This window comes from Acinetobacter sp. BSP-28 (genome assembly GCF_044130285.1).
Classification (GTDB): domain Bacteria; phylum Pseudomonadota; class Gammaproteobacteria; order Pseudomonadales; family Moraxellaceae; genus Acinetobacter.
Genome location: NZ_JBIQOB010000024.1, coordinates 23,730 through 41,565 on the forward strand (window position 1 = coordinate 23,730; position 17,836 = coordinate 41,565).

18 protein-coding genes are annotated in these 17,836 nt (G+C 44.0%); 10 read left to right on the plus strand and 8 right to left on the minus strand.

The window, feature by feature from the left end:
- Positions 1 to 48: 48 nt before the first annotated feature.
- The 3 genes from ACE01R_RS14975 to truA are packed head-to-tail and all read left to right on the plus strand — an operon-like array spanning position 49 to position 3,190.
- The gene (locus ACE01R_RS14975; RefSeq protein ID WP_395552209.1) at positions 49 to 1,365 is read left to right on the plus strand and encodes a hypothetical protein; all 1,317 of its coding nucleotides are present in this window, start codon (positions 49 to 51) and stop codon (positions 1,363 to 1,365) included.
- A gap of 46 nt (positions 1,366 to 1,411) precedes the next feature.
- Entirely contained in the window at positions 1,412 to 2,380 is a 969-nt protein-coding gene (locus ACE01R_RS14980) for an asparaginase domain-containing protein (RefSeq protein WP_395552285.1), read from the plus strand.
- 12 nt (positions 2,381 to 2,392) lie between these two features.
- Positions 2,393 to 3,190 carry a tRNA pseudouridine(38-40) synthase TruA gene (gene truA / locus ACE01R_RS14985; RefSeq protein WP_395552212.1) on the plus strand — a complete coding sequence of 266 codons (798 nt, stop codon included), beginning with the start codon at positions 2,393 to 2,395 and terminating at the stop codon, positions 3,188 to 3,190.
- Positions 3,191 to 3,315: 125 nt separating this feature from the next.
- On the opposite strand, the gene ACE01R_RS14990 is transcribed toward truA, so the two are convergent.
- Complete coding sequence (locus ACE01R_RS14990) at positions 3,316 to 4,323, minus strand: AraC family transcriptional regulator (RefSeq protein WP_395552213.1); 1,008 nt, start codon at positions 4,321 to 4,323, stop codon at positions 3,316 to 3,318.
- Between the two features lie 231 nt (positions 4,324 to 4,554).
- Here ACE01R_RS14990 and infA point away from each other — a divergent pair, with 231 nt between their 5' ends.
- Together infA and ACE01R_RS15000 are read left to right on the plus strand one after the other, a co-directional pair.
- Complete coding sequence (gene infA, locus ACE01R_RS14995) at positions 4,555 to 4,776, plus strand: translation initiation factor IF-1 (RefSeq protein WP_001284370.1); 222 nt, start codon at positions 4,555 to 4,557, stop codon at positions 4,774 to 4,776.
- A 135-nt stretch (positions 4,777 to 4,911) separates the two neighbouring features.
- A complete protein-coding gene (locus ACE01R_RS15000) occupies positions 4,912 to 5,313 on the plus strand; it encodes a hypothetical protein (RefSeq protein ID WP_395552214.1) in 402 nt (133 codons plus the stop codon).
- Between the two features lie 61 nt (positions 5,314 to 5,374).
- On the opposite strand, the gene leuB is transcribed toward ACE01R_RS15000, so the two are convergent.
- From leuB to ACE01R_RS15025, 5 genes are all read right to left on the minus strand, one after another.
- On the minus strand, positions 5,375 to 6,454 hold the full coding sequence (leuB, locus tag ACE01R_RS15005) for a 3-isopropylmalate dehydrogenase (RefSeq protein WP_395552215.1): 1,080 nt from the start codon (positions 6,452 to 6,454) through the stop codon (positions 5,375 to 5,377).
- A gap of 44 nt (positions 6,455 to 6,498) precedes the next feature.
- A complete protein-coding gene (locus ACE01R_RS15010; protein ID WP_166169135.1) occupies positions 6,499 to 7,062 on the minus strand; it encodes a hypothetical protein in 564 nt (187 codons plus the stop codon).
- Positions 7,063 to 7,167: 105 nt separating this feature from the next.
- Positions 7,168 to 7,818 carry a 3-isopropylmalate dehydratase small subunit gene (gene leuD, locus ACE01R_RS15015; RefSeq protein ID WP_395552216.1) on the minus strand — a complete coding sequence of 217 codons (651 nt, stop codon included), beginning with the start codon at positions 7,816 to 7,818 and terminating at the stop codon, positions 7,168 to 7,170.
- Positions 7,819 to 7,839: 21 nt separating this feature from the next.
- The gene (gene leuC, locus ACE01R_RS15020) at positions 7,840 to 9,273 is read right to left on the minus strand and encodes a 3-isopropylmalate dehydratase large subunit (RefSeq protein ID WP_395552217.1); all 1,434 of its coding nucleotides are present in this window, start codon (positions 9,271 to 9,273) and stop codon (positions 7,840 to 7,842) included.
- A 249-nt stretch (positions 9,274 to 9,522) separates the two neighbouring features.
- Complete coding sequence (locus tag ACE01R_RS15025; RefSeq protein ID WP_395552218.1) at positions 9,523 to 9,714, minus strand: hypothetical protein; 192 nt, start codon at positions 9,712 to 9,714, stop codon at positions 9,523 to 9,525.
- Positions 9,715 to 9,899: 185 nt separating this feature from the next.
- Between ACE01R_RS15025 and ACE01R_RS15030 the strand changes: the two genes are divergently transcribed.
- From ACE01R_RS15030 to ovoA, 3 genes are all read left to right on the plus strand, one after another.
- Complete coding sequence (locus tag ACE01R_RS15030) at positions 9,900 to 10,142, plus strand: DUF2061 domain-containing protein (protein WP_395552219.1); 243 nt, start codon at positions 9,900 to 9,902, stop codon at positions 10,140 to 10,142.
- Positions 10,143 to 10,348: 206 nt separating this feature from the next.
- Complete coding sequence (locus ACE01R_RS15035; RefSeq protein ID WP_395552220.1) at positions 10,349 to 11,221, plus strand: LysR family transcriptional regulator; 873 nt, start codon at positions 10,349 to 10,351, stop codon at positions 11,219 to 11,221.
- A 151-nt stretch (positions 11,222 to 11,372) separates the two neighbouring features.
- Positions 11,373 to 13,556 (plus strand): 5-histidylcysteine sulfoxide synthase, encoded by a 2,184-nt coding sequence (ovoA, locus tag ACE01R_RS15040; RefSeq protein WP_395552286.1) that lies wholly within the window; start codon positions 11,373 to 11,375, stop codon positions 13,554 to 13,556.
- Between the two features lie 52 nt (positions 13,557 to 13,608).
- On the opposite strand, the gene ACE01R_RS15045 is transcribed toward ovoA, so the two are convergent.
- Entirely contained in the window at positions 13,609 to 13,854 is a 246-nt protein-coding gene (locus ACE01R_RS15045) for a DUF2789 domain-containing protein (protein WP_395552221.1), read from the minus strand.
- A 284-nt stretch (positions 13,855 to 14,138) separates the two neighbouring features.
- Entirely contained in the window at positions 14,139 to 14,789 is a 651-nt protein-coding gene (locus ACE01R_RS15050) for an HAD family hydrolase (RefSeq protein WP_395552222.1), read from the minus strand.
- A gap of 183 nt (positions 14,790 to 14,972) precedes the next feature.
- Between ACE01R_RS15050 and ACE01R_RS15055 the strand changes: the two genes are divergently transcribed.
- Complete coding sequence (locus ACE01R_RS15055) at positions 14,973 to 15,449, plus strand: RNA pyrophosphohydrolase (protein ID WP_395552223.1); 477 nt, start codon at positions 14,973 to 14,975, stop codon at positions 15,447 to 15,449.
- Positions 15,450 to 15,537: 88 nt separating this feature from the next.
- Positions 15,538 to 17,835, plus strand: a complete 2,298-nt coding sequence (gene ptsP / locus ACE01R_RS15060; protein WP_395552225.1) for a phosphoenolpyruvate--protein phosphotransferase — start codon at positions 15,538 to 15,540, stop codon at positions 17,833 to 17,835.
- Position 17,836 lies beyond the last annotated feature (1 nt).

Sequence of the window (17,836 nt, forward strand, 5' to 3'; positions counted from 1 at the left end):
TTTTTGAGTAGGCACATCTCTAAAGTCCTACTCTCTAGGGGTTAAAACATGCTGATTTATGTGATTCCATTAGTAATATTAATTATTGTTTTGGTCGTTTTCAAAAAACGTCAAGACAGCCAAGAATCAGGTAAAACAACAACAGCTAAGGGCAAAACTCAAAAAGTAAGCTCAACTAAAAAAACAGTGACAAAAACAAAAGAAGTTGCTGATACTGTTGTTGCAAAGAAAAAAACCACCCCTTTAGCTGCCGATGTCCGCAATAAAATTGAAGCCCTGATTCGCGAAAACAATTTTTTCTCTGCTGAAGCACAGATTAATCAGGCTTTAAATAAAGACAATTCACAGCATGAGTTGTATTTGCTGTTGCTTGACATTCACATCTTGCAGAAAGATGAGTTCGCCATTAGCCAACTGATTAATCATTTGCGCTCATTAGAGCTAAATGATTTTCTGGAACAGGCACTTGCCAAGAAAGAAGCACATGAAAAACAGGCTGCAGGTTCTAGAGATACCATTGATTTTAAAACCGAATCAGCTCTTACACCTGTGGCTGAGCCAGCAGTTACTGAAACAAAGAATACCGCTGCTTTTGATGCATTAATGACTGACACTGTTGCAGCAGGTGCAACAGCAAATGATCTTGCTTTTGACCAGTTACAGCAAGATCAGCCAGCTCCTCAAACAACCGCGGTTGAAGAAATCAAGCCCCTTGATTTTAATACCCTATCTTTAGATTCAACAGCTACAGCAAATGCTCCAGCTGAAGAAATCAAGCCTTTAGATTTTAATACCCTTAATTTTGATTCTGCACCTGGGGCAGAAACCAAGCCAGAAGCTGCCCCAGTTCAAGAAATTCAGCCTTTGGATTTCTCATTTAGTTTAGACACTACTGCAACAACTGAACAACCGGAAACTGAAAAAGCTGCGACTATTGAGCCTGCTGTAGAAGAAAAACCTGAATTTAATTTTGATTTTTCCATTGCAGAAACTCCAGCAGCTGAAACAAAGGTTGCTGTTGAAGAGACTACGCCAAGCCTAGATCTAGACTTTAATTTAGAGTCAGCACCCCAGATTGAAGAGACAACTGCAGAAGTATCGCCAGCGAAAGCTGCAGGCGTAAGCTTTGATATTAGCAATGTCAGCTCATCTGCATCCAAAGCAGATAAAAATGATCCATTGGTTCAATCCTTCCCTGAGCTGATTGAAGTAGATGAAATCAATCTGAATCTGGAACTGGCACAGCAATATATCCAACTCGGTGCATTTGAATCGGCACGTGAATTATTGGCAGAGCAAGAAGCCGGATATACCTCTGAACAACGCCAACAGGCAGATCATTTACGCAATCAAATAGCATCTTAAGCGATTTCGATCTACTATAAAGCAGTCATCCTTGACTGCTTTTTTTATGATGAAAAAAATAGCGTTAATCTATATGGGCGGTACATTTGGCTGTATTGGTGATCCACTCAGTCCTATGCCTGCTGAGCAATTTATTCCGAAACTGCAACACATACTCCCTCTCGATCAACAGATCGAATGTTTTGTTGCACCAGTCATTCAGGACAGTAGTGCCTGCACAGCCACAGACTGGCTGCACCTGGTTCAGTATATTCAACAACTTCAGCTACAGCAGTTTCAGCATTTTGTGATTATTCATGGTACCGACACCCTCAGTTATGCCAGTGCGGTGCTGTCACGCTTTCTGGGTCAATCCGCGCATGTGGTCATGACCGGTAGCCAGTACCCCCTGTTAAATACTGCGGGAGACAATACCCGTGAATTTACTGATGCCATTGATAATCTAAACTTTGCTCTGGACTGTGTGATCAAATATCCGGTGGGGGTCTATTTAGCCTTTCATCATCATTTAGTTCATGCCCAGTCAGCCTTAAAAATCCATACTACAGAACTGGATGCCTTTAGCGGTAAAAATGCAGCTGAACCCATTTCCCACAGCCCGAGCTATATAGTTCATGAGAATGATCTCAACAAGGCTGCGACTTTTAACTGTTTAAGCTTGATGATGCAGCCTCTGGATTTGGCTCAGCAAGTTACTAATCTGCAAACCATTTGCCAAGCACCGCCAAACTGCCTGATTTTGCAAGGTTTCGGCACAGGCAACCTGGCAGTGAATGAACCATTCATTGCTTGTATTCAAAAACTACAACAAATAGGCTGTGCCGTCATTTTAACCACTCAGGTGCCTTTTGGTGGTATTGATCAGCGTTATGCCATCAGCCAATGGATCCAGCAGACCCATATTCTTCTGAATGACTGTTTGGGACATGCAGATCTTTATGCAAAAGCACTGAAAATGTATTTACAATACGACACTGTAGACCAATGGCAGGCGCATTGGCATGATCACATGTAATTTGAGGTAAATATGCAACGTTTTGCAGTCGGTATTGAGTTTTGTGGCATTCGATATAGAGGTTGGCAAACTCAACAGCCTGGCGTACCAAGCGTGCAGGAAACCATTGAAAAAGTGCTCAGTAAAATTGCCGATGAACCCATTATTCTACATGGCGCGGGTCGTACCGATGCCGGTGTTCATGCCACCAATATGGTTGCGCATTTTGATACCAATGCCATCCGCCCGATTCGTGGCTGGCTGATGGGGGCAAACAGTCAGCTTCCTAAAGATATCGCCTTCCAGTGGATCAAGGAGATGGACAGCGATTTCCATGCCCGTTTTAAAGCTCAGGCACGTCGTTATCGCTATGTCATCTATAACAATCCGCAGCGCCCTGCACTTTTACATAAGCAAGTCACCCATGCCTATTATCCTCTCGATGTGGAGAAGATGATTGCAGCGGCGAAAAAGTTTGAAGGCACGCATAATTTTGAAAGTTTCCGTGCCGCAGCCTGCCAATCCAATCAGCCAGTTCGGCATGTTAAACATTGTCGCCTGATTCAACATGGTTGTTATCTGGTGTTGGATATTCAAGCAGATGGCTTTTTGCACCATATGGTACGTAATATCATGGGCTGTTTACTGGAAATTGGGCAAGGCATGTATGAGGTTGACCATATTGACAATATTTTTGCTGCTGAAGACCGTAAAGCAGCAGGCATTACTGCCCCACCGGATGGCTTGTATTTCATCCATGCCGATTACCCTGAGCAATTTGAGCTGCCTAAAATGCCATTAGGCCCGCATTGGCTGAATATGCCGGAATGATTTATTTAGTATGTAAATTTATAAAATCCCTCCCCTTGCACAACAGTGTGGCTTACCTTTAAAAACGAGAAGTTCCCCTCCTTTTATAAAGGAGGGGTTAGGGGAGGATTTTTAGAATATAAAACTTAGCGCTGCTTGCGCTTGCGATATTCCACGGGCGTTTCATTGGTCCAGCGCTTAAAGGCACGATAAAAAGTGCTCGGCTCGGAAAAACCGGTGAGATAGACAATTCGCTCAACACTTTCCGCCGTATTCGCCAAAAGCTTTTTCGCCAATCGACAGCGATAATCGGAAAGAATTTGCTGGAAACTGGTATTGGCTTCACTCAGCTGGGTGCGTAAACGGCGCGGCGTGATATTTAGATGTGTGGCTACCGTTTCTAAAGTCGTTTCACCACTTTCTAGCGTTGAACCAATCGCGCGGCGCACTTCGCCGACCAGATCATAACGTGCCAGTTCTTGCAGCTTTTCAATCGCCAATTGCTCATGTAACTGCAACAGCTCTGGTTCAGCCTGCCATAACTGGTAATCTAAAATCGCGGGATCGAAATACAAGCGGGTTTCTTTTTGCCCTAAGCTGACCGGACATTCATAGACACGGAAGTATTCATCATCGGGCGCGCCCTGACTGAAGTTAAAATCGATATAGATCGGCTGAAAACGACCTTCAGTAATAAATTTAAAGAAACGCAGCACACCCGACATCGCACACTCAGAAAAATGGCGATTAACGATATTTTCACTTAAGGACTGCTCACCATTGGTTAAATAGCAACGGTCATCTTCAATCACCAGTTTGGCATGAAAGGCATCACTGATCAGACGTTGATAGGCCAGTGCGCGTTTTAGCCCTTCACCAAAGTTTTCACTGGAAATAAACAGATGTTCAATCACCTGCCCACGATATAAAGGCAGGTGTTCCCCCAAATGCAAACCAATATCGGGATCTTTACTGACCTCTTCCGCAGCCACCCAAAACGCATATTGAGCACTGAGCGGGGTACGATCATTGGTTTCGACCTGATTTAAGGCCACACCAGCTTTCATTAAAATTTCTTCAGTTGGCAAACCCGAACGACGAATGGCTTGATAGCCCAATCGTAAAACAACTGATGCATCAGTTAGCTGACCCACGCAAAGACCTTCCTTGTATGTTCTTCATTTATACTTAAAAAGATTGATTTTAGATTAACTGCGATTGACCAAACTGACAACATGACAATGCGCTTTTTTACAGAAAATCTGTATACGGAGGGTTCGCTTATTTAACTGACAGATGAACGAGCAAAGCCGCATTGCGCCTTGTTTTATGCAAAAAAATTGACTATAATTTGCGCCTTTCCAATTTATTCATTCAGGTAGGCTATGGCCAATAAAGAGGAACTCATCGAGTTCGAAGGCGTTGTCACCGAGACGCTTCCTAATACTATGTTCCGTGTACGTTTAGAGAACGGTCACGAAGTGATTGCCCACATCTCTGGTAAAATGCGTAAGCACTATATTCGTATTTTAACTGGCGACAGTGTGAAAGTAGAAATGACGCCTTACGATTTGACCAAGGGTCGTATTACTTACCGTGCACGCTAAGTTTTAGCGAAAGCATGAAAGCCACCTTTGAGTGGCTTTTTTATTGCAACTACACTTACTGACCGTGTATCAAATTACAACGTTGATTCAAATTTCTCTGTTTAAAATAAGGTTTTATGCAACGGAGAAAAGGCGATGTCATTTCTTCACACCCTCAGTCTTTTTGCAATACTGTGCTTGCTGTATGGCTGCACAACATCACCCACAACCAGCGCACAACAACGTGATGCCTATTTACAGCAATTTATCGGGCAGACCAGTCAAAGCATTCAAGCCAAGCTCAATTTGACCAGCATAGGTTACAAGCAAGTGTTGGCGCCTATCGCAAATGATCAGACACTCACTTATACGGTAATGCGTCCTATCACTATTCCAGTACCGATGGCACAGAATCCTGCCGATATCGATGCGGGTAATATCCCTATACCAGTGACGCCTCGAGCCCAAAGCTATGATGTGAGTTTGCAATGTAAAATTATCTATCGCCTAGAAAACAACATTGCTAAATCGGTTTATTACACTGGCCGCACCTGTTAAAACCCTCTGAAAAGCAATAAAAAAACGCAGCTCATGGCTGCGTTTTTGCTGTTGTGCGAACTTAGTTCAATGCAGCAACCACTGCTTGACCCATTTCCACGGTACCCACCTGAGTATTGCCTTCTGACATGATGTCGCCAGTACGTAAACCTTGATCCAACACATTGCCTACTGCATCTTCAATGGCTTGCGCTGCTGCTTCTTCACGGAAGGTGTAACGAAGCATCATTGCCACAGAAAGAATGGTTGCTAATGGGTTGGCAATGTTTTGGCCTGCGATGTCTGGTGCTGAACCATGACATGGCTCATACATGCCTTTACCGTTTTCATCCAGTGATGCAGATGGCAACATACCAATAGAGCCTGTAAGCATCGCTGCTTCATCAGACAGGATATCACCAAACAAGTTACCGGTTACGATCACGTCAAACTGTTTAGGCGCACGTACCAGCTGCATTGCTGCGTTATCTACATACATATGAGACAAGTTGATCTCTGGATATTGCTCTTCTTTAAGTGCAGTCACGGTTTGCTTCCAAAGTTCGGTCACTTCAAGGACATTGGCTTTGTCGACAGAACATACTTTACCACCACGAAGACCGGCAAGTTCAAATGCAACTTTGGCAATACGTTTAATTTCAGACTCTTTATAAACGTCAGTGTTGAAGCCTTGTTTCTCACCGTTTTCCAGTTCACGGATACCACGCGGCTGACCGAAGTAGATACCACCGGTGAGTTCACGCACAATCAGGATATCCAGGCCAGAAACGATTTCAGGTTTCAAGCTTGAAGCACCAGCAAGTTGCGGGTAAAGAATGGCTGGACGCAAGTTTGCAAATAAATTCAATTCAGAACGGATTTTCAATAAACCACGTTCAGGACGGATTGAACGTTCAATCGTATCCCATTTTGGACCACCGACAGCACCAAGCAGGATCGCATCAGCACCTTTTGCCTGTTCTGCTGTCACTGCAGGGTAGGGTTCGCCATGCGCATCAATCGCAGCACCACCCAATAAACCCTGTTCCCAAGTCAAACCCAGATTGAATTTTTCATTCACACGTGCAAGCACCTGTTCAGCTGCTTTTACGATTTCAGGACCAATACCATCACCTGGTAAAATCAAAATATGTTTTGACATGAGTGTTTCCATTTATGAAGTCGATAGATTAAATCGACGGGATTTTAAATTTTCTTTTCCACAAACTCGCCCAGACCGGTCAAGGCATTATAGGGTCTGCAGAAACGTCGGATTGTCTTGTGTTCTTGCAGGAGATCTACACATAAGGGTTCAGGTGCAGATACATTCAGCAAGCTGCCCTGCTGTTTGTTGCGTTCACGGTACATTTTAAAAATGTAACGCTGCTTCGGCTTAAACTGGTGAAAAACATGAAGGGTTTCTGCACGATCCTTGGAAATCGGATAAAAGCGGATCACCAGTTCATGTTGTCCGGGAGGGATTGAAAGATATAACGCATTCGGCTGACTTAATGAGTTTGCCTGTAAACGTAAAATACCCGATTCAACCGCAGCACTATTCACACGGCGCTGTGCTGCATCAATAATTTGAATTTTGTTTAAACGTTCAAATTCACAGTTTGCAGTACCCGCACAGTAAATTAAGGCATTTGTTTTGCTACTTTCAGTTTCTTTTACATGTTTAATTCGTACTGTATCAATACTTTGGCATGCACTTAAGGATGCGGCCATAAGACCCAGTACAGCAAGCTGACCATAAACTTTTGTCATTGTTCGAGCCCAACCCTCACCAAATAAAGCCAACTAAATATTTTTATGGATCCGATATTAGCAAGAGTTAGGCTGCGATACTACTAGCGCTGAAAATTCAAGCAACTAACCGTGAATTTCCTGAAATACCCACGGACGTGACTGTTTGGTCTTTTCTTCATAAGCACGAATATCGTCTGCAGCTTGTAAAGTTAAGCCAATATCATCCAAACCATTTAACAGGCAGTGTTTACGGAACGGATCGACTTCAAATTTAAAGCTTTCACCCGATGGTGTACGCACTTCCTGCGCTTCCAAGTCGATAGTTAACTGGTAGCCTTCAGTTGCTGCACATTCCTTAAATAACTGATCGACAATCTCTTCAGACAAGATCACTGGCAACATGCCATTTTTAAAGCTGTTATTAAAGAAAATATCGGCATAGCTTGGGGCAATCACGGTACGGAAACCGTATTCGTTCAAAGCCCAAGGTGCATGTTCACGGCTTGAACCACAACCAAAGTTGGCACGTGAAATCAACACGGTTGCACCTTGGTAACGTGGCTGGTTCAAGACAAAATCAGGGTTTTTAGGACGTTTAGAAATATCCTGTCCTAAATAACCTTCATCCAAGTAACGCAATTCATCAAATAAGTTGTCGCCAAAACCGGTACGTTTGATCGATTTTAAAAACTGTTTTGGAATAATTAAATCTGTATCGACATTGGCACGGTCTAATGGTGCAACGATACCTTGTTCAACGGTATAAGCTTTCATGTTTTGCTCCCCTTAGCCCAATTAGAATGAACGAACATCAACAAAGTGACCGGCAATCGCTGCAGCAGCTGCCATCGCTGGACTCACCAAGTGCGTACGACCGCCATTGCCCTGACGACCTTCGAAGTTACGGTTAGAAGTTGAGGCACAGTGCTCACCCGGCTGCAATTTATCGGCATTCATCGCCAAACACATTGAACAACCCGGTTCACGCCATTCAAAACCAGCTTCCAAGAATACTTTATCCAAGCCTTCAGCTTCAGCCTGCTGTTTCACCAAACCAGAACCCGGAACCACCATGGCCTGTTTAATTGAAGCAGCCACTTTACGGCCTTTAATCACTTCAGCAGCAGCACGAATATCTTCAATACGCGAGTTGGTGCAAGAACCGATAAATACGCGGTCTAACTGAATGTCTGCCAATGCCTGACCGGCATTTAAACCCATATATTGATAAGCACGGGTCCAGTCATTACGTTGCACGTCATCTTTGGCTTGTTCTAAAGTCGGTACAGATTCTGAAACAGGGATGACCATTTCAGGAGAAGTACCCCAAGACACTTGCGGTTCAATCTCTTCACCTTGCAATACCACAACGGTGTCGAAATGCGCGCCTTCATCAGAGTGCAAGGTATTCCAGTAGGCTACAGCGGCATCCCACTGCTCGCCTTTTGGCGCATATGGACGGTCTTTAACATATTCAATGGTTTTGTCATCGACAGCGACCATACCGACACGTGCACCGGCTTCAATCGCCATGTTGCACACAGTCATACGGCCTTCGATCGACATGTCACGGAACACTTGACCACCGAATTCAATCGCGTGACCAGTACCGCCTGCTGTACCAATTTTACCGATAATCGCCAATACCACGTCTTTTGGTGTAACGCCCTGACCCAATTTACCGTCAACGCGTACCAACATGTTCTTCATTTTCTTTTGAACCAGGCATTGGGTAGCCAATACATGTTCAACTTCAGAAGTCCCGATACCGTGCGCCAAACAGCCAAATGCACCATGAGTTGCAGTATGTGAGTCACCACACACCACTGTCATACCCGGTAAAGTCAAACCTTGCTCAGGTCCAACCACGTGGGCAATCCCTTGACGGATATCATTGATTTTAAATTCGACAATATCGAAGGCATCACAGTTATCATCCAGGGTTTGCACCTGAATACGTGAAGTTGGATCTTCAATACCGGCAATACCCTGCTCACGCTCGGTTTTTGAGGTTGGTACATTATGGTCTGGCGTGGCCACATTGGCACTTAAACGCCAAGGTTTACGACCTGCAAGCTGCAAACCTTCAAAAGCTTGTGGTGAAGTTACTTCATGTAATAAATGACGATCGATATAAAGTAAGGCTGAGCCATCATCGCGTTGTTTTACTAAATGGTCATCCCACAATTTATCGTATAAAGTCTTTGCTTTTGGGGTATTGCCTGCCATGTCGACGCGCTCCATAGAACTGGGTAATGCTTTCGTTAACTTCGATTATAACCACGTATTCACATAAATCTAATTTATCATTTTTATTAGTTTAAAAACTTTTTGGAATTAATTTTAACCCTATCAAAACCCTGCATTTTGGCAAAATTTCATCGCTCAAGTTTTTAAACCAGGCCGCGCCCTCCTTATAAAAAAGTTCAAAAAATCAAGAGCTTTAAAGCTCCGCGCAGGGTGTTATACATGCTGAATTTATCCCGACGGTTTTTCTTTAGCTGCTATAAGCTGTTCAATCGCCCGGATCAGTTCTGCTTTCGCTGCGCCGCATTGGGCAGCCGCCTGATTTTCATCATCTTCATCATCGGCAATTTCATAGACCTGACTGCGTTTTTCCACCGCTTCCTCGAAAATATCGAGGAGGTATTTGATGTGTTTAATATCCATAATGCTCACCCTGCCAGAAAAGTATCTTTGCGCGATACCATTCCCCTGTTGTTGTATTGATTGTTCAGTTTAACCAGTCAATAATCCATAAAACCGATTAAAAATATGAAAATGTTCGTTTTTACAAATCAAATAAGACTGATTATCATTTAGCTATATCCCGAGTAAAGACTGAGGAACAACCCATGGCTCATATTCAAAAATTTGTTGATAATAACCAGCGTATGTTCAAGAAAACCTTTAGCTATTACATTATGCACATCACCATTGCCATGTTGGTCGGTTATTTCGTGACAGGAAGTATCTGGATGGCAGTCACCTTGAGTTTACTTGAGCCGACTATTCAGGCGATCGCTTTCTTCTTCCATGAAAAAATCTGGGAAGCCAAACCGGCGAAAATGCAAAACAGCAACAACGCGACCATCTAAATCTCTGCAAGGCTATATAGATAACATGGGCTGCTTTTTTATTCTTTACAAGGATCACCTCTTTTTTATGAGGTGATTTTTTGTATTTCCAGGCCATAAATTCACATCTGCATACATTTCTTAAGGTCTTTTGCAAGATTAAGTCCCCTATTTAATATAAAAATATTTTATAATTACTTTAATTTCATATAACCAGATATCCCCTTATGAATCTTGCTGCCTTTGAAGCTTTTATTAAAGTCATGGAAACAGGCTCTATTTCTATGGCTGCCGATTTATTGTTTATCACCCAGCCGGCTGTGACCAAACGAATTCATAGTCTGGAAGAATATTTTGGCGTGAAACTGTTTGAATCTGCCGGTCGTGGTGTTCAGGCCACCCATGCTGCACACTCTTTATTACCGAAAGTGAAAAACTGGTTAAATGAGCTGGGAGATATTCATCATACCCTCAGTCACGAACAGGAACAGGTGCAAGGCAAGCTGAAAATTGGCACCAGTCACCATATTGGTTTACATCATCTGCCACAGCACCTGCGCAATTATGTACAAAAATTTCCAGATGTGACTTTAGATGTACATTTTGTTGATTCGGAACAGGCACATGAACAGGTACTGGCCGGTGATCTGGAGCTGGCCTTTTTAACCCTCCCACCGCAAGGTGATGAACGCCTGCGTTATGTGACCATCTGGAATGATCCGCTGGTCTTTGTGGTTGCACCTTTTCATCCGCTGGCACAAAAAAAACATTTGAGCCTGGAAGATCTGATCCAGTACCCGAGCTTATTGCCAGCATCGCAAACTTATACCTCTCAAATCACCTTGGCCGAGTTTGAAAAGCAAGGGGTTAAACCGAAAATCACCATGAGCAACAATCCGCTTGAATCCATCCGCATGCTGGTTTCAATTGGTTTGGGATGGTCGGTGTTACCGAAAACCTTGCTGAATCAGGATCTGCAAATGCTGGATATTAATGTGCAAATGCAACGTCAACTGGGCATGGTCTGGCATCCGGGGCGCACCCAGTCACGTGCCGTACAGGAACTCGTGGCCATGATGCAAAACTCGCATCTCAACTAAAACCAGCTCTAGTGCTGCATCTGCATGGATGCAGCATTTTGTTACCTTAATCCTCAGCACAGTGGCACAGCTTTCGAGTACTTTTAAATAAAACACATAAAGCCCGATGGTTTAAAATGTGCAAAAGAATTCGAAGGAGTATGAGGCTATGCTGAGGGATTCATCACCGATAATATCTAAAAACAACCCATCCATAGCCGATTCTGATGCTGCCGACTTGTGGCAAAGCACTCAAATTTCTTTGCTGCCTACGCCCGATTTAAACTTTGCTGATGAAGCCACTGCACGGCGTAGCTTGCGTGATTATTTCCTCAATACTTTTGACAGCTATGAACTGCTGTTTGACTGTCTAAAAAATGATGAAGCCTATTACCTTAAACCCATCACTTTACGTCATCCGCTGATTTTTTATTTTGGCCATACTGCCACCTTTTTTATCAATAAATTGCTGCTCAGCAAACTGATTAGCAATCGTTTAAACTCGCATGTGGAAAGTATCTTTGCTGTCGGGGTCGATGAAATGAGCTGGGATGACTTGAATGATCAGCATTATGAATGGCCAAGCATCGCAGAAGTCCAGGCTTATCGTCATCAGGTACGTGCACTGGTGCTGAATCTGATTGAGCATGCACCACTGACTTTACCCTTGAACTGGAACCATCCGTGGTGGTCGATCCTCATGGGCATTGAACATGAACGGATTCATCTTGAAACCTCATCGGTACTGATTCGCCAGCAGCAGCTGGACTATGTCTACAATCATCCGCAATGGCGTGCCAATATCATGAGCAGCATTGCACCGGAAAACACCCTGATTGCGGTCCCTGCAGGACAGGTCAGTCTGAACAAGACTTTCGACAGTAACTTTTATGGCTGGGACAATGAATATGGCCAGCATCAAGCTGATGTTCCCGTTTTTGAAGCGTCGCAATATTTAGTCTCCAATCAGGAGTTCTTAAGTTTTGTGGAAGATAACGGTTATTCAACTGATCGCTACTGGACAACAGAAGGACTGGACTGGCTGAAATTTTCTCAAGCAGCACATCCCAGTTTTTGGCGAAAAACACCTGAAGGCTGGTCACTGCGGCTGATGCTGGAAGAAATTTCCATGCCCTGGGACTGGCCAGTAGAAGTGAATTACCTGGAAGCCAAAGCTTTCTGCAACTGGAAAGCCGAGAAAACCTGTCAAAGTATTCGCTTGCCGACAGAAGATGAGTGGTATCGACTTTATGAGGTGGCCGGGTTGGATCCTGATCTTCCCAGTCCTGAACATGCCAACATCGAACTGAAATATGGCACCAGTCCCTGCCCGGTCAATCTTTTTCAGCAGGGTGATTTTTTCGATATTCAGGGCAATGTCTGGCAATGGACTGAAACCCCGATTTACCCTTTTGACGGCTTTCAGGTGCATCCGATCTATGATGATTTCAGCACGCCAACCTTTGACGGCCAGCATAATTTAATCAAAGGCGGTTCCTGGATTTCTGCCGGCAATGAGGCTTTGCATAGCTCACGTTATGCCTTCCGCCGGCATTTCTTCCAGCATGCTGGATTCCGCTATGTCGCTGCTTCCCAAGCACTTCAGCAGTTTCAATCACAATATGAAACTGACCAGATGATCTCGCAATATTTAGAATTTCAGTACGGTGTGGAATATTTTAATGTCGCCAATTTTGCCCAAAGCCTGATTGAGATTGCACAACCTTATTTAAAGGATATTGCTACAGAAAAGGCATTAGATATCGGCTGTGCCACAGGGCGTGCCAGCTTTGAACTGGCGGCTTATTTTGATCAGGTCACAGGACTGGACTTCTCCGCACGCTTTATTCAGCAAGCGGTACAGTTAGCGCAAGGCGAAACGCTACGTTATACCCTGCCCATCGAAGGCGAACTGGTCGAATATAAAGCCTGCAACTTAAAAGAATTGGGACTGGATACCCATGCAAAACGAGTCGATTTTTTTCAGGCCGATGCCTGCAATTTAAAACCTCATTTTACCGATTACAATTTTATTCTGGCTGCAAATTTGATTGACCGCCTGCATCATCCCAAAGATTTTTTAGCTGAAATTCATCAGCGCTTAACCTTGGGTGGAATTTTAATGCTGGCCTCGCCCTATACCTGGTTAGAGGAACATACTGCATGTAGTGAATGGCTCGGTGGTTTTAAAAAAGATGGGGGAAATTTTAGTACGCTAGATGGCATTACTACACTGTTACAAGAGCATTTTGAAATGCTTGCTGAACCTCAGGATGTGGCCTTTGTCATTCGTGAAACAGTACGTAAATATCAACATACATTGTCACAAGTAACGCTATGGAAACGGGTGAGATAAACCATTTACCAAAAAAAGCCAATCTACTGATTGGCTTTTTGACCTTAGATGTTTATCGGATCACTGAATCTTCGTGCAGAGATTCGCTCAGCTGATCGACAATAATCGCCCAGGATCCATCTGACTTCAGTTTTTCTGTTAAAAACTGGCGTTGTGCATCAGTCCAATATTCCGCTTCAGTAATTGGGGTATCGGCAGTGAGTTGATGCGTTGCAATAAAAAGTGATATTGCCTCTTCACTTGAATCTAAGCCCAGTTGTTCAAATAGGTTGGTCATTCTTGGACGTGGTTGGCTCATTTTGATCTCCCATTCTTCACTCTAAAGTTTAATTCTTTATTCGTACCGATCATCATCTTCATTTCTAATATACGGTAAAGGCATAATGATAGTAAGGCTTATTTTATCGTCCCTTAGTCGATATAAAATATTCAACTCGGCTCTACACATGGATTGAAACCATACTCAAGCATGCAATAATTTCGGCTCAGTGCGGTTTTTTTATTTTAACGTTAATTTTTAACCTTTAAAGCAGGGAGAACAGGGATATTCCGCAGGCTCTCCCATCATTCAGAATAAATTGCCTAAATTGACCAGTCCTGAATTTCCCAGTTTTGTTCTTTGGCCAACGCCTCTAGACGCTCATCCGGATTAACCACAATGGCATGATCGGCATATTCCAGCAAGAAACGGTCATTGAATGAATCCGAATAGGCCCATGACTCATCAATATCGCGCCCTTGCAGCCATTGTTCCAGACGGATCAGTTTGCCTTTTTGGTAACACGCAGTATTGATGACTTTACCGGTATATTTGCCATCCACCACTTCTGCATTGGTGGCAATAATTTCAGTAATGCCGAACTCATGAAAAATCGGGGCAGTAATAAAATCAGACGTTGCGGTAATCCCCACCAGCTCATGTCCTGCATTTTTGTGCTTTTGAATGGCAGCAAAACCCTCAGGACGCATTTGTGGACGAATCACCTTTTTCATAAACAATTCGTGTAATTCGGTCAAATACTCATTGTCGTGCTGAGTTAAAAATTCAAAGACGAATTCGTTGTAGGCAATCGGGTCCAGTTGCCCTGCTTTATAATCCTCATAAAACTTGTCATTCATTTGACGATGTCGGATTGGATCGACTAAACCCTCGGTTACTAAAAACTCACCCCATGAATAATCTGAATCGGTATTTAATAAGGTGTGGTCGAGGTCAAATAAAGCCAATTTCATGAAAATACTCGTAAAAACTGCAATTTAAGAAAAAAATTGTAAATCTATCTCCGCTAGTCGATAGAAATTCGTTAAGATCATAGCAATTTTTAACATTTAAGCTGTGCTTTTTTTTGAGATGGATATAGAAATAACAATCCCCGTAAAAAAAGCCACACATTACACAAGATTTAGGTAGGCCAAATGATCGACTCAGAAGGTTTCCGACCGAATGTCGGGATCATTTTGGCAAACGACATTGGACAAGTTTTATGGGCAAAACGCATTGGACACAATGCTTGGCAATTTCCACAAGGAGGTATCCAGTATGGAGAATCCCCCGAACAGGCACTTTATCGTGAGCTGAGAGAAGAAGTTGGCTTATTGCCCGAACATGTTCAAATTGTAGCGCAAACAAAAGGTTGGCTGCGTTATCGTTTGCCGCAACGGTATATACGCTCGGATTCAGACCCGGTGTGTATTGGTCAAAAACAAAAGTGGTTTTTACTCAGGCTGACAGCACCAGCAAAGCATATTCAGCTGGATTTGTCGGACCCACCCGAGTTTGACCAGTGGCAATGGGTCAGTTACTGGTACCCATTAGGTCAGGTCGTGAATTTTAAACGCGATGTCTATCGAAGGGCGATGGTGGAATTGTGTCATCAGTTGCCCTCATTATAGAAAGAAAAAACTGCATGAAAATGCAGATTTTTTAGTAGCATGTTGTTATAAATAAAAATAGTTTTAAACTTATTTTGGAGCAGATTTTATGTCGAATATGCAACTGGACACCTTAAGACGCATTGTACAAGAAATCAATGCGTCCACCAGTTTGCATGAGTCACTCGACATCATGGTCAATCAGGTTGCTGAAGCCATGCATGTGGATGTCTGCTCCATTTATCTACTTGATGAACGTAACCAGCGTTATCTGCTCATGGCTTCTAAAGGGTTAAATCCTGAAGCTGTGGGGCATGTCTCCTTACATACCAGTGAAGGTCTGGTCGGACTGGTGGGACAACGCGAAGAAATCGTCAATCTGGATAATGCACCGAAGCACGAACGCTTTATGTACCTGCCTGAAACCGGAGAAGAAATCTATAATTCCTTCCTGGGTGTTCCGGTGATGTACCGTCGCAAGGTCATGGGCGTATTGGTGGTGCAAAATAAAGAACCCCAGGATTTCAGTGAAGCAGCGGAATCGTTCCTGGTCACCCTGTGTGCCCAGCTTTCCGGCGTCATTGCCCATGCCCATGCAGTTGGCAATATCGATGTGTTCCGCAAGCCAAGCAATCTACCCGCTTATAAAACCTTCCAGGGTGTATCAGGCTCAGGCGGGATTGCCTTAGGCCGTGCCGTGATTCTCTACCCGCCTGCGGATCTGGCAGCTGTGCCTGACCGTGAAGCAGATGACATCAGTGAAGAACTGGAACTTCTGGATGCCGCATTAAATTCGGTGCGTCAGGAAATTCAGTCGCTGGATGAAAAAATGCAGGATGCCTTAATGGCTGAAGAACGGGCTTTATTTAGCGTGTTCTTGCGCATGCTGGATGAAAACTCCCTGCCTGCTGAAATTAAGGCTGAAATCCGTGATGGTAACTGGGCACAGGGTGCGGTCCGTATTGTCATTGATAATCACATTGCCCTGTTCGCACAAATGGAAGATGACTATTTACGCGAACGTGTGTCCGACCTGAAAGATCTCGGTCGCCGTATTCTGGCATTTTTACAGGAAGCCGATGCTAGCCATCGTGAACTGACCGATGAAAGCATTCTGATCGGGGAAGACATTTCAACCGCGGCACTGGTTGAATTACCGGTGGATAAAATTGCCGCGATTGTCACCACCGAAGGTGCCATGAACTCACATATGGTGATTGTGGCACGTGCACTGGGCATTCCAACCGTGGTCGGTGTGACTGAACTGCCAATCAATACCCTGGATGATGTGGAGATGATTGTCGATGCCCATCAGGGACGGGTGTTTATCAATCCGCCGCGCCGTTTACGTACCCGCTATAAAGAAATCCAGAAAGAAGAAGAACAGCTGGCGAAAGACTTAAAACAATACGAAACCAAAGATGCCATTACGCCTGATGGTGTGGCAGTCAAACTGTATGTGAATACCGGTTTAATGATTGATGTCGTTCGCGGGGTACAGCGTGGTGCTAAAGGCGTAGGTTTATACCGCTCTGAAATTCCGTTCATGCTACGTGATCGCTTCCCTGGTGAAGAAGAGCAGCGTGCCATTTACCGCCAGCAACTCAGCCACTTTGCCAATAAACCTGTGGTGATGCGTACCCTCGACATTGGTGCAGATAAAGATTTACCGTATTTCTCGATTGAAGAAGAAAACTCGGCGCTGGGCTGGCGCGGCATCCGTTTTACCCTGGATCATCCTGAAATTTTCTCTTCCCAGATTCGTGCCATGCTGAAAGCCAGTATTGGTCTGAATAACCTGCATATTTTGCTGCCCATGATCACCAGTGTCAGTGAAGTTGAAGAAGCCCTCTATCTGCTGGACCGTGACTGGACCGCAGTGCAGGAAGAAGAACAGGTTAAAATTACCAAGCCCAAAATTGGCATCATGGTTGAAGTACCCAGTGTGCTGTTACAGATTGAAGAATTTTCTGAGCTGGTGGATTTCTTCTCGGTCGGTTCCAATGACTTGACCCAGTATTTACTTGCTGTAGACCGTAATAATCCTCGGGTTGCCAATGTCTACTCGCATTTCCATCCTGCAGTTTTACGCGCTTTAACCCGTCTGGTTCAAGAATGTCATAAGTATGATAAACCGGTCAGTATTTGTGGAGAAATGGCTGGTGACCCATTGGCGGCTGTGCTACTGATGGCGATGGGCTTTAATACCCTGTCGATGAGTTCAAGCAATATTTTGCGGGTACGTAAAGCGATTTGTCATGTTCCGATGACCGATGCACAGGAGCAGCTGGAACGTGTATTAAAAATGAGTAACCCACTGATGGTGAAAAGCTGGATGGAATATTACTTCAAGACCCATGGTCTGGGGGATATGGTGAAATCGGCAACCCGTATTGTGGGTGCTTAAT

Coding starts and splice junctions, on each gene's coding strand:
- ACE01R_RS14980 (WP_395552285.1), top strand. CDS start 1,412: ATGATGAAAAAAATAGCGTTAATCTATATGGGCGGTACATTTGGCTGT.
- ACE01R_RS15025 (WP_395552218.1), bottom strand. CDS start 9,714: ATGGATATTAAACACATCAAATACCTCCTCGATATTTTCGAGGAAGCG.
- ACE01R_RS15055 (WP_395552223.1), top strand. CDS start 14,973: ATGATCGACTCAGAAGGTTTCCGACCGAATGTCGGGATCATTTTGGCA.
- ptsP (WP_395552225.1), top strand. CDS start 15,538: ATGTCGAATATGCAACTGGACACCTTAAGACGCATTGTACAAGAAATC.
- ACE01R_RS15010 (WP_166169135.1), bottom strand. CDS start 7,062: ATGACAAAAGTTTATGGTCAGCTTGCTGTACTGGGTCTTATGGCCGCA.
- ACE01R_RS15000 (WP_395552214.1), top strand. CDS start 4,912: ATGTCATTTCTTCACACCCTCAGTCTTTTTGCAATACTGTGCTTGCTG.
- truA (WP_395552212.1), top strand. CDS start 2,393: ATGCAACGTTTTGCAGTCGGTATTGAGTTTTGTGGCATTCGATATAGA.
- ACE01R_RS15030 (WP_395552219.1), top strand. CDS start 9,900: ATGGCTCATATTCAAAAATTTGTTGATAATAACCAGCGTATGTTCAAG.
- leuC (WP_395552217.1), bottom strand. CDS start 9,273: ATGGCAGGCAATACCCCAAAAGCAAAGACTTTATACGATAAATTGTGG.
- ACE01R_RS15050 (WP_395552222.1), bottom strand. CDS start 14,789: ATGAAATTGGCTTTATTTGACCTCGACCACACCTTATTAAATACCGAT.
- infA (WP_001284370.1), top strand. CDS start 4,555: ATGGCCAATAAAGAGGAACTCATCGAGTTCGAAGGCGTTGTCACCGAG.
- ACE01R_RS14975 (WP_395552209.1), top strand. CDS start 49: ATGCTGATTTATGTGATTCCATTAGTAATATTAATTATTGTTTTGGTC.
- leuB (WP_395552215.1), bottom strand. CDS start 6,454: ATGTCAAAACATATTTTGATTTTACCAGGTGATGGTATTGGTCCTGAA.
- leuD (WP_395552216.1), bottom strand. CDS start 7,818: ATGAAAGCTTATACCGTTGAACAAGGTATCGTTGCACCATTAGACCGT.
- ACE01R_RS15045 (WP_395552221.1), bottom strand. CDS start 13,854: ATGAGCCAACCACGTCCAAGAATGACCAACCTATTTGAACAACTGGGC.
- ACE01R_RS15035 (WP_395552220.1), top strand. CDS start 10,349: ATGAATCTTGCTGCCTTTGAAGCTTTTATTAAAGTCATGGAAACAGGC.